18 protein-coding genes and 1 tRNA gene are annotated in these 21,316 nt (G+C 66.7%); 9 read left to right on the top strand and 10 right to left on the bottom strand.

The genetic code is table 11. The features are described 5' to 3' along the window. Position 1 precedes the first annotated feature (1 nt). Positions 2 to 658, top strand: a complete 657-nt coding sequence (locus EJ903_RS17945; RefSeq protein WP_126617993.1) for a 3'-5' exonuclease — start codon at positions 2 to 4, stop codon at positions 656 to 658. Between the two features lie 101 nt (positions 659 to 759). Then, positions 760 to 1,425 carry an NnrU family protein gene (locus EJ903_RS17940; RefSeq protein WP_126617992.1) on the top strand — a complete coding sequence of 222 codons (666 nt, stop codon included), beginning with the start codon at positions 760 to 762 and terminating at the stop codon, positions 1,423 to 1,425. A 59-nt stretch (positions 1,426 to 1,484) separates the two neighbouring features. Here the strand turns inward: EJ903_RS17940 and EJ903_RS28050 are convergent, their stop codons facing one another. Continuing rightward, complete coding sequence (locus tag EJ903_RS28050) at positions 1,485 to 2,279, bottom strand: cold-shock protein (protein WP_126617989.1); 795 nt, start codon at positions 2,277 to 2,279, stop codon at positions 1,485 to 1,487. Between the two features lie 286 nt (positions 2,280 to 2,565). Between EJ903_RS28050 and EJ903_RS17930 the strand changes: the two genes are divergently transcribed. Beyond that, on the top strand, positions 2,566 to 3,450 hold the full coding sequence (locus EJ903_RS17930) for a DMT family transporter (protein ID WP_126617987.1): 885 nt from the start codon (positions 2,566 to 2,568) through the stop codon (positions 3,448 to 3,450). Positions 3,451 to 3,481: 31 nt separating this feature from the next. Here the strand turns inward: EJ903_RS17930 and EJ903_RS17925 are convergent, their stop codons facing one another. From EJ903_RS17925 to EJ903_RS17890, 8 genes are all read right to left on the bottom strand, one after another. Continuing rightward, complete coding sequence (locus EJ903_RS17925) at positions 3,482 to 6,061, bottom strand: ATP-binding protein (protein ID WP_126617985.1); 2,580 nt, start codon at positions 6,059 to 6,061, stop codon at positions 3,482 to 3,484. A gap of 133 nt (positions 6,062 to 6,194) precedes the next feature. Continuing rightward, positions 6,195 to 6,836 carry a maleylacetoacetate isomerase gene (gene maiA / locus EJ903_RS17920; protein ID WP_126617983.1) on the bottom strand — a complete coding sequence of 214 codons (642 nt, stop codon included), beginning with the start codon at positions 6,834 to 6,836 and terminating at the stop codon, positions 6,195 to 6,197. A 117-nt stretch (positions 6,837 to 6,953) separates the two neighbouring features. After that, the gene (locus EJ903_RS17915; RefSeq protein WP_126617981.1) at positions 6,954 to 7,919 is read right to left on the bottom strand and encodes an MBL fold metallo-hydrolase; all 966 of its coding nucleotides are present in this window, start codon (positions 7,917 to 7,919) and stop codon (positions 6,954 to 6,956) included. Positions 7,920 to 7,950: 31 nt separating this feature from the next. Then, entirely contained in the window at positions 7,951 to 8,655 is a 705-nt protein-coding gene (locus EJ903_RS17910; RefSeq protein ID WP_126617980.1) for an ABC transporter ATP-binding protein, read from the bottom strand. Between the two features lie 12 nt (positions 8,656 to 8,667). Further along, a complete protein-coding gene (locus tag EJ903_RS17905) occupies positions 8,668 to 9,492 on the bottom strand; it encodes an ABC transporter ATP-binding protein (RefSeq protein ID WP_126617978.1) in 825 nt (274 codons plus the stop codon). Next, positions 9,489 to 10,436, bottom strand: a complete 948-nt coding sequence (locus EJ903_RS17900; RefSeq protein WP_126617976.1) for a branched-chain amino acid ABC transporter permease — start codon at positions 10,434 to 10,436, stop codon at positions 9,489 to 9,491. Before EJ903_RS17900 ends, EJ903_RS17905 begins: the two co-directional genes overlap by 4 nt. 4 nt (positions 10,437 to 10,440) lie before the next feature. After that, positions 10,441 to 11,316 (bottom strand): branched-chain amino acid ABC transporter permease, encoded by an 876-nt coding sequence (locus EJ903_RS17895; RefSeq protein WP_126617974.1) that lies wholly within the window; start codon positions 11,314 to 11,316, stop codon positions 10,441 to 10,443. 108 nt (positions 11,317 to 11,424) lie between these two features. Continuing rightward, positions 11,425 to 12,579, bottom strand: a complete 1,155-nt coding sequence (locus EJ903_RS17890; protein WP_126617972.1) for an ABC transporter substrate-binding protein — start codon at positions 12,577 to 12,579, stop codon at positions 11,425 to 11,427. Between the two features lie 405 nt (positions 12,580 to 12,984). On the opposite strand from EJ903_RS17890, the gene paaX reads away from it, so the two are divergent. The 6 genes from paaX to EJ903_RS17860 all read left to right on the top strand — a co-directional run bounded on the left by paaX (position 12,985) and on the right by EJ903_RS17860 (position 21,046). Then, a complete protein-coding gene (gene paaX / locus EJ903_RS17885) occupies positions 12,985 to 13,944 on the top strand; it encodes a phenylacetic acid degradation operon negative regulatory protein PaaX (protein WP_126617970.1) in 960 nt (319 codons plus the stop codon). 333 nt (positions 13,945 to 14,277) lie between these two features. After that, positions 14,278 to 15,306, top strand: coding sequence for a diiron oxygenase (locus EJ903_RS17880; protein ID WP_126617968.1), 1,029 nt, complete (start codon positions 14,278 to 14,280; stop codon positions 15,304 to 15,306). Positions 15,307 to 15,420: 114 nt separating this feature from the next. After that, positions 15,421 to 16,476, top strand: a complete 1,056-nt coding sequence (locus EJ903_RS17875) for a 2Fe-2S iron-sulfur cluster-binding protein (protein ID WP_126617966.1) — start codon at positions 15,421 to 15,423, stop codon at positions 16,474 to 16,476. 684 nt (positions 16,477 to 17,160) lie between these two features. Beyond that, on the top strand, positions 17,161 to 18,216 hold the full coding sequence (locus EJ903_RS17870) for a sulfotransferase family protein (protein WP_210211472.1): 1,056 nt from the start codon (positions 17,161 to 17,163) through the stop codon (positions 18,214 to 18,216). Between the two features lie 71 nt (positions 18,217 to 18,287). Next, a complete protein-coding gene (locus EJ903_RS17865) occupies positions 18,288 to 19,964 on the top strand; it encodes a methyl-accepting chemotaxis protein (RefSeq protein ID WP_126617964.1) in 1,677 nt (558 codons plus the stop codon). A 92-nt stretch (positions 19,965 to 20,056) separates the two neighbouring features. Continuing rightward, complete coding sequence (locus EJ903_RS17860) at positions 20,057 to 21,046, top strand: 50S ribosomal protein L11 methyltransferase (protein ID WP_126617962.1); 990 nt, start codon at positions 20,057 to 20,059, stop codon at positions 21,044 to 21,046. Positions 21,047 to 21,100: 54 nt separating this feature from the next. Here the strand turns inward: EJ903_RS17860 and EJ903_RS17855 are convergent. Further along, positions 21,101 to 21,177, bottom strand: a tRNA-Met gene (locus tag EJ903_RS17855). Positions 21,178 to 21,316: the final 139 nt, after the last annotated feature.

The raw sequence follows: 21,316 nt of genomic DNA, 5'->3' as shown, positions 1-21,316 counted from the left end.
CATGACCTTGCCCCTGCCCCTGGGCGACGACCGGGCGGTTGCCATCGATTTCGAGACCGCGAACGAACTGCGCACCAGCGCCTGTTCGATCGGTGTCGCCTGGATCGAGGATGGCCGAGTCACCGCCACGGAAGAGCATCTGATCCGCCCGCAGGAGATGCGCTTCAACCCCTTCAACACCGCCATCCATGGCATCCGGGCCGAGGATGTCGCCGACGCTCCGGAATTTCCCGGCGTGTGGGCGCGCCTGCGCGAGCGGATGGACGGGCGGTTGATCCTGGCCCACAACGCCGCCTTCGACCTCAGCGTGCTGCGCCACACCCTGACCGCCTATGGCCTGCCCTGGCCGACCTGCCCCTATCTGTGCACGGTGGTGCTGTCGCGGCGGGCCTGGCCGACGCTGGCGGCGCACAAGCTGAATCGCCTCGCCGATTTTCTGGGAATCGCGCTGGAGCACCACCGCGCGGGCAGCGACGCCGAAGCCTGCGCCCACATCGGGTTGGCCGCGCGGCAGGAGCTGGGGGTGGAGCGGTGGGCGGCCCTGCCCAAGGCCACCGGCCTGACCTTCGGCCAGCTCGGTCCCGATGGCTACACCGCCTGCAAGGGCGGCAAGACCCCGGTCCGCCGGGCACGCGCGCCCCTGACCGCACAGGGTTGACCGGAACCGGTTGAGCAGAAGCGCCGGATCGGGGGCGCTGGATCGGAAGCGCTTGACCCGCATCAAGGCGGTGTGTCCGCGTTCGCGTTGGGATGACGATCATGACCGCACCGCTTCTCGCCGCCGCCCTGCTCGTTGTCCTCAGCCACGCCCTGCCCTCCTGGCCGGGGGTGCGCCCGGCGCTGATCGCCCGGTTGGGCCGCCCCGGCTTCATCGCCCTGCATTCTCTGGGGTCGCTGCTGACGCTGGCGCTGTTCGTCACCGCCTATCGCGCCGCCGATGGCGGGGAGTTTCTGTTCACGCCGCCCCCCTGGGCGGCCCCGCTGGTCGCTGCGGTCATGCCGCTGGTCTTCGTCTTGCTGATCGCGCGCGTCACCACGCGGTTCGGCGCGCTGGACGCCCCCAACCCGCCGCGCGGCATTTTCCGGGTCAGCCGATGCCCGGGCAGTCTGGGGCTGTTGCTGTGGGCGCTGGCCCATCTCAACGCCACCGGCGACGGGCGGCGGGTGGTGCTGTTCGTCACCATGGCGGCCATCGCCCTGTTCGCCATCGTCAAAAACGACCTCGTCCTGAACCGCAGCGCGGCGGGACGGGCCTTTCGCGCGGAAACGCACCGACTGCCCTGGCCGGGACCGGTCGGCGGCTGGGCGGTGGCGCTGGGTGAAATCGGTTGGGCGCGGTTGGCCGGGGGACTCCTGGCCTATGGGGCGATGCTCGCCGCCCATCCCCATCTGTTCGGCGTCGATCCGCTCTATTGGCTGGGATGACGCGCCAGCGCGAATGACCGACGAACAGGGGCGGCCTTTGTCGGCCGCCCCGTTCCGGGTCATTCCACCGACAGGCTGACCGCTTCCATGCCCTTTTCACCCTGGCGGATGGTCATGCGCACGCGCTGCCCATCGTCCAGGCCGCGCAGGCCGGCGCGCTCCAGCGCGCGGGCGTGAATGAACACGTCGCGCCCGCCGGTGTCGGGAGAGGCAAAGCCGAAGCCCTTGCTGCTGTTGAACCATTTGACCGTGCCGGTCACTTCGCTGGTCGGCCCGCTGTCGGCCGAACGGCGCGGGGCCGGGCCGCGCGGCCCACCATCGCGGCCAAAATCCCGGCCGCCGCCATCACGCCCGCCGCCATCACGGCCGAAATCGCGCCCGCCGTCACGGGCACCGAAACCGCCCGGACGACCGCCAAAGCCGCGATCACCACCACGGTCGCCGCCCCGATCCCCAAAACCACGATCACCAAAACCGCCCCGGTCGCCGAAGCCGCCCCGATCACCGCCGCGCTCGCGGAAGCCGCCCCGATCACCGCCGCGTTCACCCCCCCGATCACCGCCGCGCGGGCGCGGCGGGGCGGCGGTGGAGAGATCGACGGAGTGCAGCGCGCTGACCTGCTGGCCCTTGCGGTCCTCGACCAGATCGACCACCACGGTGGCCCCCTCCGGCAAGGTCGTGTGCCCGGCGGGAACGACGACGGAGGCGGGCAGCAACGCGTCCTTCCCCGCACCGCCCAGGGTGACAAAGCCATAGCCACGCTCGGGATCGAACCACTTGACGGTGGCCGTCACCTCGGTGCCGACGACGTTGGGCTGACGATAGACATGCTGACGGGGGGGATGCTGACTCATGGGACGACCCAAACTCCGGGGAACAGAAACCGCGCCCGCGACCATCGAAATCAACGCAGGCGCGCGCAGGATCCACACATCGCCCTTTGCGCGCCGCTTGGCAAGCCGCGTCAACGCGGATCCGGGTTTTCCCGAGATGATTTCAGGCACGAATCACCCCCGCCACGGCGTGGCACGGGGTCGGGTGCGCAAAGGCGATCCGGCCATGCGTGTTGCTCATGTCGCGGGCACCCGCTCAGCGGCGTAGAGTGCTGGCCCTGTCAACCATTGGACGATCCTCCCTGTCATGCTTGCCTATCTGGCCGCGCTCGGCACCGCCACCTGCTGGGCCGTCGGCGGCCTCATCGCCATCGGTCCGGTGCGTGCCATCGGTTCCATCGCTTTCAACCGGCTGCGCCTGTGCGTCGTCGCCCTTGGTCTGCTGACCGTCGCCACGCTGATGGGCGGCTGGGCGAGCCTGGACGCCCACGCGATCCTGTTGCTGATCCTGTCGGGCGTGTTCGGCATCGTCGTGGGCGATTTGGCGCTGTTCTGGTCGCTCAGCCGCCTGGGTCCCCGCCGCAACGTGGTGGTCTACGCCGCCAACGCGCCGTTGACCGCCCTGCTGGCCTGGCTGGCGTTGGGGGAGGCGTTGAGCGCATGGACCATCCTGGGCATCCTGCTGGTGACGGCGGGGGTGATGCTGGCCGTCGCCCTGCGCTCCGGCTCCAGCCACAGTTGGGAGGCCGTGCAGGGCAGCCTGGTGGCCGGGGTCGGCGTCTGCCTGATCGGGGCCTGTGGGCAGGCGATCGGGTCGGTCATCGCCAAGCCGGTGATGGCGTCGGGCGTGGACCCGGTGGCGGCGGCGGCGGTGCGGGTGGCGGCGGGGGCGGTGATGCTGACGCTGGTCGGTCTGCTGCCGGGGCAGAATCTGAGCTTCGGCGGCAAGCTGACGCCCAAGATCGCCCTTCTGGTCGTGGTGAACGGGGCCATCGGCATCGGGCTGGGCATGACGCTGCTGCTGGTGGCGCTGGCCAGCGGCAACGCCGGGGTGGTCGCCACCCTGTCGGCCCTCAGCCCGGTTCTGATTTTGCCGATGCTGTGGCTGTGGACCGGCCAGCGTCCGGGTCAGGGGGCCTGGGCGGGGGCCGCCGTGGCGGTCGCCGGGGTGGCCCTGATCGTCAATCGGTGATCATCACCCGCTGACCATCGCCCGCTCCCCCTCAACCACCAAGGGGGAGGCGGACGGTGGAATCGCGGTGCTCCGGCGCACCGCCCACCCCTTCCGCCAACGCGGCGCGCAGGGCGTTGGACGCGCGGTTGACCGCTTCGCGCACCTGATCCTTCAGGGCCGGGGCGTCGGGCCGCTCCTGTTCGCAGGCGTGCTGAAGGGCGCGGGCCAGCCGGGCCAGCTCCACCAACCCCAGATTCCCCGCCAGCGACACCATCGCGTGCGCGTCGAAACCCGCGTCCTTCAGCCGTTCGGCCTCCAGGATGCGGTCGATGCGCAAGGCCAGCTCGCTCATGGTCCCGGTGACGAAACGGGGCGTGGCCTCCGGTCCCAAGGTGTCGATCAGGGTCTGCAACTTGGCGCGGTTCAGCACGGGATCGGCGGGAAACTCCGCACCGTCCGACCCGCCGACCTCACCCTGCGATTCCGCCCCCAACCAGCGATCGACCGCGCTCAACAGCGTGTCGCGATCGATCGGCTTGGTGACATGGTCGTTCATGCCCGCGTCCAGGCAGCGTTGAAGCTGGTCGGCCAGCGCGTTGGCGGTCAACGCGATGATCGGGATGGCTCCCCGCGCGCCCGCCATCCGCCGGATCTCCTGCGTGGCCTGCACCCCATCCATCCGGGGCATCTGCATGTCCATCAGGATCAGATCATACTCGCCCGCGCGCAACGCCTCGACCGCCGCCAACCCGTCCTCGGCCACCTCCACCGTGTGCCCGGCCTTGCACAGGATGGAAGAGGTGACGATCTGATTCATCGGCACATCCTCGGCCAGCAGAATCCGACCGGTGCGCGACAAACGGCGCGCCGCCGGTTCCTCCGTCACCGTGCGGATTTCGTTGGCGATGGGCAGGGGCAGCTCGAACCAAAAGGTGCTGCCGACGCCGGGGCTGCTCTGAAAGCCGATCCGTCCGCCCATCAGCTCCGCCAACTGCTTGGAAATGATCAGGCCCAGGCCGGTGCCGCCGTAACGGCGGGTGGTGGAGCGGTCGCCTTGGCTGAAGCGTTGGAACATGTTGGCCTGTTCGGCCAAGGGGATGCCGACGCCGGTGTCGCTGACCGAAAAACGCAGGAGCGGCAGCGTGCCGCGCTCTGCCGGGGCTTCCTCCCCCAGCAACAGGCCGACCGTCATCAGCACCGATCCCTGATCGGTGAACTTCACCGCGTTGCCCAGCAGGTTGAGCAGGATTTGCCGAACGCGCGCCTCGTCGCCGCGCACGTAACGCGGCACCGCCGCGCCCATCGACAATTGCAGCAGCAACCCCTTTTGCGAGGCGGCGTTGCTCATCAGGTCGCGGCAGTCGCGCATCAGCCGGTGCAGGTCGAAGGGACGCTCCTCCAACTCCAGCTTGCCCGCCTCGATCTTCGAATAATCGAGAATGTCGCCGATGATCGCCAACAGGCCGCGCCCGGCCTCGCGCTGGAGCGCCACATACTGGCGCTGTTCAGGCGTCAGATCGGTGCTCAGCAGCAAATCGGCAAAGCCGATCACCCCGTTCAACGGCGTGCGAATCTCGTGGCTCATCGCCGCCAGGAACTCCGACTTCACCCGGTTGGCCGCTTCGGCCTCCAGCCGGGCGTCGCGCAACTGCTCCTCGGCGATCTTGCGTTCGGTCACGTCGCGGATGGCGGCCACGATGGTGAAATCGCCGCCTTCGTCACGGGCCGGGCGCATGCTCGATTCCATCCACACAAAACGGCCATCCTTGTGCCGGACCCGATGGGTGATGGTCCGGGTGGGTGCGCCCGCCTGCATCCCGGTGAAGGCGTTGGCCGCGTGCTTCTGATCGTCGGGGTGAAGCAGGGCGGACGGAAACGTGCCCAGGATGTCCGCCGGATCATAGCCCAGCAGGTCACGCATCGACGGCGACACGTAGGTGATCCGCCCATCGGCCCGCATCACCAGAATGAGGTCGGTGACGTTGTCGGCCAACAGGCGATAACGCGCCTCGCTTTCCGACACCCGGATTTCGGCGTCGCGCTGGCGCTGTTCGCGCAGCAGCAGGCCGCCCAGGAACAGCGTGCCGATGGGAATGAGGATTTGCAGCGGCAAGCCGGTCTTGACCAGCACCTGCAACGCCAAATCCCAGCTTGGCAGCAGCGCGATGGTGGTCAGCGTCACCACGCTCAGCACAAAGCCGAAAATCAGCAGGTCCGATCCCTGCATCGGCCGACCCCGCCGCTCAAGCCAGCGCGCATAACCGATTCCGACCAGCAGCGACAGGGCGACATTCGCCACCCCGGTCGGCATGCCCGCCCCGCCCAACCAGACGCGGTAGCCCCCGCCCACCAGCGCCGCCAGCGCGCCGGCGAAGGTTCCGCCGAACAGCGTCGTCAACCCGACCAGCGGCGACCGGGCGTCGATGAACACCCCCGGCTGGATGTGGATCGGGTGGACCATCGTGAAGATGATGGTCAGGCCCATGAACAGGCCGAACAACCCCTGGCGCAGATGGTGGTTCCAACCGGCCAGGCTGCGGATGATGACGGTGTAGGCCAGAACGACGAAGGCGCTCGCCGCGATGTTCTCGGCAAGGTCATAGGCTATGGATGAAAAATTGCCCAGCATTGCCCCGCTGCCCGCCGGTGTTCCGCCCCTCGGCACCGGTGTGACGGGTGGGGGGCGGCTCTCTGTGATCTCTTTATAACATGGGCGGGCGGCGGTGAACCGCGAAAGCGGCCCGTGATCGTGGGCCGTGCGGTTACGCCTCGGCGTCGGGCTGGTTTTCCGGGGCCGCCGCGATGAAGGCGGGCAAGTCCCGGCAAGCCGAATCGATCCGCAACAGGGTGGGGAAGCCATCAAGCGGGCAATCCATCCGGCGGGCGTTGTAGAGCTGCGGGACCAGCAGCGCGTCGGCCAGCCCCGGCGTGTCGCCGTGGCAGAACCGCCCGGTGCGCGGATCGCCCGCCAGACGGGCTTCCAGGCCGCTCAACCCCACAGCGATCCAATGGCGGTACCAGGAATCGACCTCCTCCTGGCTGTGGCCCATCGCGTTTTTCAGATGCTTCAGCACCCGCAGATTGTCGAGCGGGTGGATGTCGCAGGCGACCGCCAGCGCCAGCGCCCGCACCCGCGCGCGGTCCAGCGGGTCGGCGGGCAGCAGCGCCGGGGTGGGGTGGGTTTCCTCAAGATACTCGATGATCGCCAGCGACTGGGACAGCACCTGGCCATCCACCGCCAGCGCCGGAACCAGCTTTTCCGGGTTCAACGCGGTGAATTCGGGCTGCCCCTGCACGCCATGGCGCAGATGGACAAAGGCCATCTCGGGTTTCAACCCCTTGAGGTTCAGCGCGATGCGCACCCGGTAGGCGGCGGAGGAGCGGAAATAGCCGTACAGCTTCACAGCAGCGGTTCCTGAGAATGGGGGCGCGGCGCTGTTCCCGCCCCCGCTGAACGCGGAGAAGGCAACAGCGCCGCCATCAGCCGACGAGTCTACGCCAAACGCGTCAGGGCGAAACGGTCAGGCCTGCAACGCCGCCCACATCTCGCGGTCGCGGTCGGCGGTCCAGATGCGCGGGTCGCGGATGCCGCCCGATTCGTCGAAGGCGCGCGACACGTCGAACGGCAGGCAATGTTCAAAGATCACCCAGCGGCCAAAGCGCGGTTCCAGCGCCGCGCGGGCCTGGGTGAAGGCGTCGCCCAACCCGGCCCCGGCGGCGCGCGCTTCGGCCACCGCGCCGTACATGGCGGTCAGGAACTCCTTGGTTTCGGTGATCGCCTGGGCGCACAGCTCCGGCGTCGTCAGCGCCTCACCGCGCCCCGGCACCAGCTTTTCCGGCTTCAGCGCGGCCAGCGCGTCGAGCGTGGCGGGCCATTCCTGCAAATAGGCGTCGCCGGTGTAGGGGGTGGCCCCGAACTCCACCAGATCGCCGGAGAACAGCACCTTGCTGTCGGGCAGCCACGCCACGGTGTCGCCCTTGGTGTGGCCCCGGCCCAACTGCATGATCTCCACCCGCGTCTTGCCCAGCCACAGCGTCATGTGGTTTTCGAAGACGATGGTCGGCCAGGTCAGGCCGGGGATCGAATCGGCCCCCTGGAACAGGCGGGGGAAGCGGCCCAGCTCCGATTCGTAGTCCTGCTGGCCGCGCTCGACGATCAGGTCGTAGGTGTCGCGGCTGGCGATGATGTGGTCGGCCTTGTAGCCCGACGCGCCCAGCACGCGCACCGCGTGGTAATGGGTCAACAGGACGTATTTGATCGGCTTGTCGGTGACGGTGCGGACCTTGGCGATCACATCCTCGGCCATCAGCGGCGTGGCCTGGGCGTCGATCACCATCACCCCGTCGTCGCCGACGATGATGCCGGTGTTGGGATCCCCCTCGGCGGTGTAGGCGTAGGCACCGGGGGCCAGTTCGGCGAAGGTGACGGTTTTCGGCTCAAGATCGCCGGTGGAGGCGAAGGCTTTGGTCGGCGCGCTGGTGGACATCGGTTCCCGTCCTCTTGTTTTCTGAAAAAGATCAAAGACCCAGATAGGCTTGGCGCACCCGCTCGTTGCTCAACAGCGCCGGGCCGGTGTCGCTCAACACGATCTCGCCGGTTTCGATGACATAGCCGCGATCGGCGATGGACAGGGCGGCGTGGGCGTTCTGTTCGACCAGCAGGATGGTCACACCCTCGCGCTTGAGCCGCTGCACCGCCTCGAAGATTTCGGCGACCAGCAGCGGGGCCAGCCCCATGCTGGGTTCGTCGAGCAGCAGCAGGCGCGGCTTGGCCATCAACGCCCGTCCCAGCGCCACGATTTGTTGTTGCCCGCCCGACAGCGTGCCCGCCGGTTGGTCGCGCTTGACCCGCAGCACCGGAAACAGCTCGTACAGACGCTCCAGATCGGCGTCGGGGGTCCCGCTGCCCCGGCGGAAGGCCCCGAGGCGCAAATTGTCCTCGACCGTTTGCGGGCCGAAGAGCTGGCGGCCCTCCGGCACCTGGATCACCCCTTCGGCCACGCGGCGCACCGGATTCAGCCGGGTGATGTCGCGCCCGTCGAACTTGATGACCCCGCTGGACGCCGGATGGACGCCGGACAGGGTGCGCAGCAGCGTGGTCTTGCCCGCCCCGTTCGCCCCGACCAGCGCCACCAGCTCGCCTTCGCGCACGGTCAGGTTGGCCGATTTCAGCGCGTGGATGCGGCCGTAGTGACTGTTCAGACCCTCGATTTCCAACAGCATGGATCCGGTTCCTTACGGGGCCGCGCCGAGATAGGCGGCGATGACGTCGGGGTTCGCCGCCACCTCCGCCGGGGTGCCTTCGGCCAGCTTGCGCCCGTGATTGAGGGCGGTGATGTGGTCGGAAATGCCCATCACCATCTTCATGTCGTGTTCGACCAGGATGACGGTGACGCCGCTGGCGGCCACCGTCTTGATGACCTCGTCGATCTCACGGCTTTCGGTGGCGTTCAGCCCTGCTGCCGGTTCGTCGAGCAGCAGCAGCTTGGGTTGGGACGCCAGCGCGCGGGCGATCTCCAACCGTTTCAGCGCGCCATAGGGCATGGAATCGGCGTCGGCCCCGATGTAGCGCGACAACCCGACCTCGGTCATCAACTGCGCGGCCCGGTCGCGCGCCTCGGAATCCCGGCGCACCAGCGAGGGAAAACGGAACAGCGCGGGCAGCAGCCGGGTGTCCAGATGCAGATGACGCCCGACCATGACGTTTTCCAGCGCCGTCATGTTGAAGAAGATCTGCAAATTCTGGAAGGTGCGCGACATGCCGCGCGCCGCCAGCCGGTAGGGGGCCTGCCCCGACACGTCGGCCCCGTCGAACAGCACCCGCCCGCCCGAGGGTTTGTAAACCCCGGTGACGAGGTTGAAGAGCGTGGTTTTCCCCGCCCCGTTCGGGCCGATGATCGAATGGATGTCGCCCGCCGCCACGGTGAAGCTGAGATCCCCGATGGCGAGCACGCCGCCGAACTCGCGGCTGAGATGCTCCACCCGCAGCAGCGGCGGGCCGGGACGCCGGGCCGTCGGCGCGGCGTCGGAAGACGGTTCGTGCGATGTCAGCATGTTCATGCCCGCCTCCGCGACGGGAGCAAGCCGGCCAGGGTGGGAAGCAGCCCCTTCGGCATGAAAACCATCGTCGCCATCAGGATCGCGCCCAGCACGATCTGCTGATAGTCCTGGAACACGGTCAGCGCCTGCGGCAGCAGGGTCAGCACCACCGCCCCGACCACCGCCCCGAAGGTGGAGGCCATGCCGCCGAACACCACCATCGTCACCAGCTCGATGGATTTGAAGAAATCGGCCTTGGCCGGGGTGATCAGACCGGCGTAATGGGCGAACAGGCTGCCCGCGACGCTGGCAAACACCGCCGACAGCACGAAGACCATCACCTTGAACCGCGCGGTGTCGACGCCGACCACCTCGGCCGCCACCTCCGACCCGTGGACCGCGCGCAGCGCCCGGCCCATCGGGCTGTCGATCAGGTTCAAGGACAGCCAGACCACGCCGAACAGCAGAACGCCGACCACCCAGTACCAGGCCTTTTCGCCATACAGCTCGACGCCGAAGATTTTGAACGGCTCGACCATCATGCCGTCGGGGCCGCCGGTCAGGCCGCTTTCGGTGCGCAGCACGATGGACACGATGATGCCGATGCCCAGGGTGGCCATCGCCAGATAATGGCCCTTCAGCCGCAGGATCGGCTTGGCCACGACAAAGGCCAGCACCCCGACGAACGCCGCCCCGGCCAGCAGCGCGGCGACAGGCGGCCAGCCATAGACGCCGACCAGCACACCGGACGCGTAGGCCCCGATGCCGAAGAACCCGGCGTGGCCCAAGCTGATTTGCCCGGCGTAGCCGATCAACAGGTTGAGGCCGACGCACACCACCGCGTTGAACCCGGCGAGGATGGCGACGTCGAGGTGGAAGTTGTTGGTCAGGAAGACCGGCAGGACGGCGATGATCGCGCCCAGAACGGCCAGGCCGGTCAAACGGCCATGAAGAATGCGGTTCATGCGCTCACACCCGCTCGGTGCCGCGTTTGCCGAACAGACCGTTCGGCATGAAGAGAAGGACGGCCAGGATGATGACGAAGGCCACCGCGTCCTTGTAGGCCGACGACAGGTAGCCCGCGCCCAGCGCCTCCGCCACGCCGACGATCAGGCCCCCGGCGACGGCCCCCGGCCCATGGCCCAGCCCCCCCAGCACGGCGGCGGTGAAGCCCTTCAGCCCCAGCATGATGCCCATCTCGGTGTAGGAGAAGGTGATCGGCGCGACCACCGCCCCGCCCACCGCACCCAACGCCGCCGACAGCGCGAAGGAGGCCAGCACCACCCGCTTGACGTCGATGCCGACGAGCTGCGCGGCGAGCCGGTTGTGGGAGGTGGCGAGCATCGCCTTGCCGGTCAGCGTCTTGTTGAAAAACAGGCCGATGGCGACGATCAGCACCCCGGCGCAGCCCATCACCCACAGCGATTGCGGTTGCAGCGACGCGCCGAACAGCTGGATCGGCGTTTCCCCGGAAAAGGCGTCCAGCCGTTTGAAATCCTTGCCCCACACCAGTTCGGCCACGCCGCGCAGGAAGATCGACGCGCCGATGGTGATGATGATGAGGGTGACGGTGGACGCCTTGCGCGCCCGTTCCACCGCGAATTTCGCCACGGCCACGCCCACCAGCATCGCCCCGCCGCAACCGATCAGGATCGCCAGCGGCAGCGGGACCCCCGACGCGGTCAGCGTGGCCGAGGCCATGCCGCCGATCATGATGAACTCGCCCTGGGCGAAGTTGATGACGTGGCTGGCGTTGTAGATGATCGAAAAGCCAAGACCGGCCAACGCGTAAATCGCGCCGATGGTCAGGCCCGACAGCAGATATTGCAGCAGTTCCGCGAGCATTGTGGGTCTTTCGCTGTCGTGGACTTTCTCTGTCTGGCGGCTCCGCCCGCCGCCGCGCGCGCCCTGCAAGAAGGCGGCGCGGCGACGGACGGACCCGCATCCCTGTCGTTACTTCGCCAGCGTCCAGTCGCCCTGCTTGACCTCCACCATGTGGAAGGCGTCGAGCGTCAGGCCCATATGGTCCTTGGCCGACATCGTCACCGTGCCGCCGGTGCCGACATAGCCCTTGGTCTGTTCGATGGCGTCGCGCAGCTTGGCCTTGTCGGTCCCGCCCGCGCGCTTCACCGCGTCCAGCGCGATCATCAGCCCGTCATAGGCGTGACCGGCGAAGGTGGACACCTCGACGCTGAACGCCTCCTGGTAGACCTGGGTGAACTCGACGACGACCTTCTTCTGGGGGTCGCTGTCGGGAAGCTGGGAGGCCACCACCAGCCCCGCCGCCGGAAGCCGCACGCCTTCCGCCGCACCACCGGCCAAACGGATGTATTCCTTCGACGCCACGCCGTGCGACTGGTAGAGCGGCAGATTGATGCCAAGCTGACGGTAGTTCTTCGTCACCACCGCCGGCCCCTGCCCCAGCCCGAACACCAACACGGCCTGGGCCGCCGGGTTGTTGCGGATCTTGGTCAATTGCGCGGTGACGTCGGTGTCCTTCGCGCCATAGGTTTCATCGGCCACCAGCTCGATCCCGCGTTCCTTGGCGACGGCCAGCGTCTGTTCGCGGCCCGATTTGCCAAAGCCGGAATCCTCCGACACCAGCGCCAGCTTGGTCAGCCCGCGCTTTTTCAGATCGTCCATCACCTTTTCCGCCGCCATGCGGTCGGTGTGCGGGGTCTTGAACACCCATTTCTTGACCGGTTCGACAATCACCACGGCACCGGCCAGCGAGATGAACGGAACCTCGCCGCGTTCGACCAGCGGCACCGCCGCCATCGTGGTCGCCGTCGTCGTGCCGCCGACGATCACGTCCACCTTGTCGCTTTCGATCAGGCGCTTGGTGAAGGACGCCGCCTTGTCCGCCGCACCGCCATCGTCATACACGGTCAGCTGCACCGGACGCCCGGCCACCCCGCCCGCCTGGTTGATGCGGTCGGCGTAGAGTTCCAGCACCTTCTTTTCCGGATCGCCCAGGAAGGAGGCCGGGCCGGTGGCCGACACGATGGCCCCGACCTTGATCGGGTCGGCGGCGCTCGCCGTTCCGGCAACGGCGCCAAGGGTGAGGCCGACGACGGCGGCCATGGTGGAGAGCAAGCGGATGCGCATGGTGTCCTCCCGTTTGGATGCGCCCCCGTTTTCAGCCCGGGGGACGATTTGCCAACCATAATGTTTCAAACGAAACCGTTTCGGAAGAAAAAATTTTCCCCTAATGTAAAAATGGTTTTGTGGATGTTGCGCCAGCACCCCGCCCAACAACCCAAACCAGTCGCCAGAGCTTGATCGGCCGACGCTTCGTTTTATGACACACTTTCAATTGCTGTTTAGACGTTAGTGTATCATATTAATGATTGTCAAACGGAAAGTCCGGGGCCGGGATGGTCCAGGCCTGGACGGTCCGGGTGCGTCGGGCCGCGCGGGGGCGGTTGGGCATCCTTGGCTCTGGCCCTGGATGGGGTCGGTTGCGTATACAGGTGCCTTGATCCGCCCCGACCGTAAGGACACCGCGCCCGCATGGCCCGCCCGCGCCGCACCGAAGATCTCGTCGCCCCGCTGCTCGACGCGGTGGCCCCGCGCGCCAAGTCGCTCATCATCACCGTCTATGGCGACGCCGTGTTACCGCATGGCGGGTCGGCGTGGCTGGGCAGCCTGATCGACCTGATGGCGCATTTCGGCATGAGCGAGCGCATCGTCCGCACCTCCGTCTTCCGGCTGTGCAAGGATGATTGGCTGGACAACACCCAGATCGGGCGGCGCAGCTTCTACCGCGTCACCGACAGCGGCAAGGAACGCTTCGCCGTGGCCGAACGGCGGATCTACGCCCCGCTCGCCAGCGTGTGGGATCGCGGGTGGGACATCCTGATGCTGCCGCCCAACGCGCTGGACGCCGAGGCGCGCGACACGCTGAAGCGCGAGTTGCTGTGGGAGGGGTTCGGGGCCGCCTCCCCCACCGTGTACGCCCACCCCAATTGCGACGAAGGGGCGATGCACCGGCTGCTCGCCCGGCTGGGGGTGGCCGACAAGGTGGTGCACATGAAAGCCTCGCTGGACCGGGCGGGCGGATTCGGCGCGCTGCGCGATCTGGTCCGCGCCTGTTGGGACGTGGATCAACTGGAGCATGATTACACCGCCTTTCTGGATCGCTTCCGCCCGCTGTGGGCGGCGCTGGACGGGGTGGACAATCCCGATCCCCGGCTGTGCTTCGTCCTGCGCACGCTGATGATCCACGACTTCCGCCGCATCCTGCTGCGCGACCCGATGCTGCCGCAGGACCTGCTGCCGTCGGATTGGCCAGGGCAGGAATCGCGGATGCTGACCCGCAACCTCTACCGCCGCCTCACCGGACCGTCGGAAGCCCATCTGATGGCGGCCCTGACCACCGCCAACGGCCCGTTGCCCGAGGCGCAGCCGGAGTTTTTCGCCCGTTTCGGCGGGTTGTCGCCGACGGACGCCGAGTCCCTCGCCACCGCCTGACCCCACCGCGTCCGGATCCGCCCGCGCCTGCCCGCGTCTTCGCATCCCGCCCCATCCCCGTTGGGCCGGAGCGGAGACGCGCGAGGTACCAGACCCGCGTTTTACGATACAGATTTCATATAAGATTCTGGTTTTTTGTGAGAATTGATCTGGATCAATCCTCATAAATTCTCATTTTCCTGTTTAATATCATAATTTTAACCCCGGATTTGCCGCCGCGTTTATATGATACATAAAATGTTGATGATGCTGAAAATATGCGTCATAAAATCACCACACGGCGCCGATGGACAAACGCGAGCGCCCCCATAAAGTCCAGGAGGACACGCCCCCATGGCCAAGGATTACACCCCCATCGCCAACACGATGGACCTCCCCCCGGCCACGCCGCAGCCCAACGTCTACCCCCTGTCCTGGGAATCCCACACCAAGAAGCTGGAAGAGGTGTACGCCGCCGCCCAGCGGGAAAACTGGGATCCCGCCAAGCTGTGCTGGGACACCTTCGACGTCACCCGCTACAGCTGGGAAGAGCGCGAGGCCATCGCCTATTGGTGGACGATCCTGTCGGTGTTCGACGCCTCCGCCCCGCCGGTCTTCGCCCACGCGCTGATCAAGACCTATGAGGTGCACGAGGAAGATCCCGTCCGCCGCTGCTTCTTCTCCGTCACCCGCGACGAGCAGAACCACGAGCAGATGTGCGGTCTGGCCATCACCAAGCTGTTGGAAGCCTCCAGCCCGCTGACCTACGAGCCGAAGACCGAGCTTGGCCGCCGCCTGCAAAAGAACGCCCATTGGCTCTATTACAACGGCGGCCGCTATTGGGATGGCTACAAGAAGGCGGTGCCGAAATACTCGCTGGCGGTGCTGTTCAGCTCCTTCCTGATGGGCGAGATCGCGGCGGCCACCATCTTCCACCAGATGGCGGCGGGCTGCACCGAGCCGGTGTTCAAGGACGCCTTCCGCAACATCGGCCGCGACGAGGGCCGCCACATGGCGATCTGCATGTCGGTGATGGAGCGCGATTACCCCAAGCTGCCGCCGGAAGACCGCGCCGTCATCACCAAGCAGATCCGCGCCGGGTATCTGTTCCTGTCCGCCGTGCTGTTCGAACCGCCCCCGCAGTTCTGGGACCTGCCGGAGGATTTCATCGCCAACCAGCGCGCCGGTGAGGAGGTCGCTCGCAAGGCCGGTTTCCACATCCCGACCTACGAGGCCAAGAAGGAGAACTGGCGCAACGCCATGCTGAACCTGAAGGGCGTTCTGGACCGGTACAGCATCCCGTTCCCGGCAATCCCCGAGGTGGGCATCACCGGCGAGGAAGTCCGCGACATCGACATGGACGAGATCATCCCCGTGTTCTGATCGCGCGCCTTCACATCACGCGCTTGCCTCCCCCCTCCCCCAGTCGCGGGGGAGGGGCCTTGTCCGCCCTGCCGTCCGTTCCCTGCCCTCCGTTCGAAACAAAGGACCATCCCGGTGAGCCGCATTCGCCTTCATCCCTCGGGCCGCACGGTGGAGTGCCGCGACGGCGAAACCGTTCTGTCCGCGCTCGAACAGGCGGGCTACGCCCTGCCCAACAATTGCCGCGCCGGGGCCTGCGGCGAATGCAAGGTCAAGGTCATCAGCGGCCAGTTCGACCAGGGCATGGTCCTGGACATGGCGCTGTCGCAGGGCGAGCGGAAGGACGGCTATGGCCTGATGTGCATGGCCAAGCCGATTTCCGACGAATTGGTGATCGAATACGGGACCGCCGACGCCAAGCCCAAACTGTTTCCGCCGCGCGAGAACGCGCTGTTCGTCGTCACCGACCGCATCGCCCGCACCCCGCGCATCGTCGAATTGCGCCTGCGCCCGCTGGGCCAGCCGCTGCGCTATTGGCCGGGGCAATATGTGATGCTGGGCGACGCGGCGGCGGGCGCGCCGCCGCGCTGCTACTCCATCGCCAACGCCCCGCGCCCGGACGGCGAGATCGTTTTGCAGATCACGCGGGTCGATGGCGGCCCGACCAGCGCCTGGGCGCATGACCGCCTCAGCGTTGGCGATCAGGTCCGCCTGTCCGGTCCCTATGGCACCTTCATCGGCGACCCATCGGTCGACAGCCCGGTACTGTGCATGGCCGCCGGGTCCGGTCTGGCCCCGATTCTGGCCCTGACCGACGCGGCGCTGCGCCGGGGCTACCGCCCGCCGGTGACGCTTGTGGTCTCCGCCCAAACCCGGCGGGACCTGTACGAGCAAGGCTTGCTGGCCTATTGGCAGGCGAAGCACCGCAATTTCAAGGTTGTGGTGACGCTGACGCGCGAGGCGCAAGAGGGGAGCCTGACCGGGCGCATCCCCGCCATCCTGCCCGGCCTGTTCCCCGATCTGTCCAACCACGCGGTGTTTGTGGCGGGAAGCCCGGCCTTCGTCGGCGATTGCGTCACCGCCGCCCGGTCGCTGGGGGCCAAGGACGACCAGATCCACAGCGAAGGCTATGTCTCCCAGCACATCCCGGAAGCGCCGCCCGCAGATCGGCTGATGACCACCAACGGATGATGGTCGCGCTGGCTTGATGCCGCGCGCGCCTTCACAAGACCGCCCCCTGCGCTGCCTGACCGCGCCGCAGGGGGCGGTCTTGTGTGCGCATAGCGGCTATGCGTTTGCGGGCAGCCATCCCAGTTCATTCATGCTTTGAAATTTTATTCCCTCCAAAGGAAAAGACCGACCCACCGGCCACAACCCAAGATCGATCGATCACCACCACACTGTGAACCACTTTTGCGGGTGACTTGATCGGACGTATCTCAGATACCGGATTGCGCTGCTCCTTTGAAACACGCTTTGCTCCTCCGTCCTTTGAGGGGAAACACAACGGTTTTAAGCGCAAACAAATTGCCGATCTTTGATTCTACTTCCGAACCTTCCGAGTTCATTCAATTCAACATCCAAAAATCCAAGCTTCCTGACAGCCACTGTTTCAGAAAATCGTCATCGTTGTTTTAATAAAATTTGAAAAAATCTGATATTCCTCAAAATATGATCATGGGAGATACATTGAGGTAACTTTTTGTTAATGCCGCAAACACATTCTTTATCGGTGAACCAACCAAGTAAAATTCATATGTCATTCTCTCTATACGCCATTTTTCATACAACATCACTCTGATCATTGTCCTGACACCGGCCCGGCAAGGTTACGCGTCTGTTGACACAGAAACGATGCCGCAAAGGAGGCTCGACGTGGACGCCACCATCACCGCCGACACGCTGTTCCGTCTGTCCGACCGCATCCGGGCGGACGATGATTCCCTTCGCGCGCTCTGGTTGGAGCCGGATGGCAAATACCAGACCCGCCCGTTCCGGCTGGACGACCTGACCCTCCGGGTGGCGTCCCTGCTGGCCGACGACCTGCACCATCTTCCCGCCGACGCCTTTCCCCATCTCTGTTACGGCTGGGGCCGGTGCCGCGTCGGCTCCACCGCGCTGGCCAACCTGTTCGGCGAGGCGGGGATTCCCTCCTTCTTCCAACCGATCAAGGCGCTGATGCGCAGCACGTTGACCGGCGACCCGCCGGGTTCCTGGCAACCGCCCCCAGCGCACGAGCACGCGGCGATCTTCAGCAAGGACGTGGCCGGTCCCTATCTGATGGCCGAATGCCTCTACAACCCGTTGCAGATGCTGATCGAGGGTGGCTATCCCGCCGACCGGCTGCACCTGATCCTGTTGGACCGTGATCCGGTGAGATCCCTGGCCTCCTGGTTGACCAAATGGGCCGACCGGGTGCCGCGCGACCGGCTGGTGGCACACTTCATCCTCGCCTCGCTCAACGCCATACGGGTCGAACGCTACGCCCGGCGCGAGGGGGTGGCCGTCATCCATTACGCCCACGAAGCCAGCCGCGACCCGCTGCGCGCCACCGCCGCGCTGTTCGGCCATCTCGGCTTGACCGGTCACTTCTCGCCCCAGGCCGTCACCGATTGGGGCGCGGTCGAGGCGTTCGACAGCGACCAGTCCAGCCTGATCTTCACCAAGGAGCCGGAAGTCTATTTCGTGCCCGGCATCCACCGCGCCGGATCGGGCTACCGCTACATCGCGCGGGACCGTGGGGCCGTGACCGACGCGGACATCGCCCTCATCGACCGCATGGGTGTGTCCGCCCTGTACGAGGCCCACGCCACCGCCTGTGTGCAGGAGTTGGGCCTGCCGCTGGACCTGACGGACACCGTTCTGGGTCGCAACCTGTCCCCCACGTCCCGCTCCGCACACCCCGACCCGGTTCCGTGTCTGGTCGCCTGAACGCGGCCACCGGCGGACCAGAGACACCCCAGGAAGCAGACGACGCAAACCAAACGACGCGCGAGGGTTCCATGTTGAAACGACTGCGCATTTCCCATCGGCTGATGCTGTTCATCCCCGTCCTGCTGATCGCCCTGACGGTGGTCATCGGTTATGGCCTGAGCGTGCTGCGCGACAGCCTGATGGAAGACCGGAAGGAACAGCTGCGCCAGACGGTCGGCGTGGTGCGCGGCATGGTGCAGAGCTGGCACGACAAGGAGACGTCGGGCCAGCTCACCCGCGAGCAGGCCCAACAGGCCGCGCGCGACCAGATGCGCCCGCTGCGCTTCGGTGCCGGGGATTACTTCTTCGCCACCCGATTCGACGGGGTGACGATGGTTCACGCCAACACCGCGTTCGAGGGCAAGAACCGTCTGGATTTCAAGACCGCCGACGGCGTGCCGACCGTGCGTTTGCAGATCGAGGCGGCCCAGCGCGGCGGTGGTTTCTACAGCTTCCGCTTTCCCCGCCCCGGCCAGACCGAGCCGGTGGACAAAATCGCCTACGCGGCAGAGTTCAAGCCCTGGCAATGGTCGATCGGCACCGGCCTGTACATCGACGACGTCGATGCGATCTTCAACCGCATCCTCGAAATCTACCTCGGCATCTCGGCGGTGGTGGTTCTGGTGGGCAGCGCGCTGGCCTACGCGCTGGCCCGCAGCATCAGCCGCCCGGTGGCGGTGATGGCCGACGGCATGGGGCGTCTGGCCAACGGCGACCTGTCGGTTGACATCCCCCATCTGGACGACCGCCACGAAATCGGCGTGCTGGCCCGCGCGCTGGAGGTGTTCCGGGAGAACCGCCGCAAGGCCGACGAACTGATCGCGGCACAAGCCGCCGAGCAGGCTGCCAAGGAGCGCCGACAGGAGGCCGTCGAACGGTCGCTGGAGGAGTTCCGTGGCCAGATCGGCCAGATCGTCGCGGCGGTCGTGGCGGCGGCCCAACAGGTGCGCGCCAACGCGGGCAGCCTGTCGGACATGGCGCAGAACAGCCGGGGCCGGATCGACGCGGTCAACCGGGCCGCGAACGAGACCAGCGCCAACGTCGAAACCATCGCGAGCGCGGCGGAGGAGCTGTCAGCGGCGGTGCGAGAGGTCAACCAGCAGGTCGCCAACTCCACCGAAGTCAGCGAGCGCGCCGTGACCGAAACCGAACGCACCAGCACCACCATGCAAGGGCTGGCGAGTGCCGCCCAGCGGATCGAGGCCATCGTCAAGGTCATCCAGGACATCGCCACCCAAACCAACCTGCTGGCGCTGAACGCCACCATCGAAGCGGCCCGCGCCGGAGAGGCCGGAAAGGGCTTCGCCGTGGTCGCCAGCGAGGTGAAGGTGCTGGCCAACCAGACCACCCAGGCCACCGTTGAAATCCAGGCCTTCGTCGGCGAAATCCAGGGGGAGACCGACCGCGCCGTGGCGGCCATCTCCGCCATCGGCGGGATCGTCGGCAGCATGCGAAACATCTCCATGGGCATCGCGTCGGCCATGGAACAGCAGGGGGCGACCACGCAGGAGATTGCGCGCAGCATCGGGCGCGCCGCCGACGGTGCCCGCGACGTGTCCACCCACATCAACGGCGTGGCGGGGGCGGCGGAAACCACCAGCCAGGCCGCCGGGGATCTGCACGGCGCGTCCGACGCCCTGCAACACGAAGCGGCGGAGTTGAACAGCCGCGTCACCGGTTTCTTTGAACGGCTGCGGGCGATCTGAGGGCAGCCCGCCCAACCCACCATGATCCGGCGCGGGCGTGCGTCACGCGCCGATCCATCACCCGACTTGCGTCAACTGGAAGGCCAACCGCGATGACCGAGCGTTCCGCCGCCCCCCCGCCGCCGACCCGCGACGTTCACTTTTCCGTCGCCATGCATCTGCGCAACCTGCTGCGGTTGGATCGGACCTTCAGCGTCAAGCAGGCGGTGCGCGCCGCCGTCCGCCCCGGTGCCCGTGTGCTGGACGCCGGTTGCGGCATGGGCATTCTCTCCTTCCTGGCTCTGGAGGCCGGGGCCGGGGAGATCGTGGCGGTGGACCGCGACCACGTCGATCTCGCCCGCGATCTGGCCCGCGCCAACGGGGTGGAGGACCGCATCCGCTTTCTGGAGGCCGACCTGCGCCAGTTGACCCCGGCGGATCTGTCGGGCCGGTTCGACACGCTGTTCGCCTTCATCTACACCAACCACATCGTGGTGGACGAGGCGCGCTCCACCGCCGTCTGCGATCTGCGCCACCGCTTCGGCCTGCCCTCCTGCGTCACCGTGCCGAATCGGGTGGTGTACCGGGCGGTTCCCTGCGATTGGCCGCCGATCGACGTCTATTCCGAATTGACCGACCTGCGCCGCTCGGTCACGGACCTGGAACAACGTTGCGGCCTGAAGCTTGGCCCGCTGTTCGACGCGATGACCACCGAGATCGGTTACAACCGGTCCCGCCCGGTGACGTTCGGGGATTACGATTGGTCGCCTGGCTTCACCAACGGCGGCTACCGCCACCGGCGCGGCGGCGGGCGTTTCCTGGGCGATCCCGCCCCAGTGACGGAGATTCGCTACGACGGCGGCGGGCGCTTTGTCCGGCTGCCGGAACGGGCGGTGTTGACGGTGGAATCGGCCGGAATCCTGAACGCGGTGATGTGGATTCAGGAGCTGTGGTTCGGTGATTTCCTGATCTGGTCGACGGAGGTGTTCAGCCCCTTGATCGACGCGGTCCCCGTCCGGCGCGGCGACCGCGTGTCCGTTCTGCTGAACGACGCGTGGCGCTCCACCAACGCGCTGACGGTGGATAACGGGTTTCGCGGATAGGGCACACAGCAAAAAGCCCCTGAAAGCTTTTGGCTTTCAGGGGCTTTTGTGATTTGGTTGCGGGGGCAGGATTTGAACCTGCGGCCTTCAGGTTATGAGCCTGACGAGCTACCGGGCTGCTCCACCCCGCGGGCGATGGGTTTGGTGAGTGAGGATGACGGGCGCTTGTGTGTGTGTTGGATTGTGTGTGGTTTCTCGTGTGCCTGAGTGACCTGGCGGCGACCTACTCTCCCACGCCTTAAGACGCAGTACCATCGGCGCAGAGGCTTT

This window comes from Azospirillum griseum, from assembly GCF_003966125.1.
GTDB lineage: Bacteria > Pseudomonadota > Alphaproteobacteria > Azospirillales > Azospirillaceae > Azospirillum > Azospirillum griseum.
The sequence above is the reverse complement of the archived record's forward strand: the minus strand, read 5'-3'. Positions and strand labels throughout refer to the sequence as shown.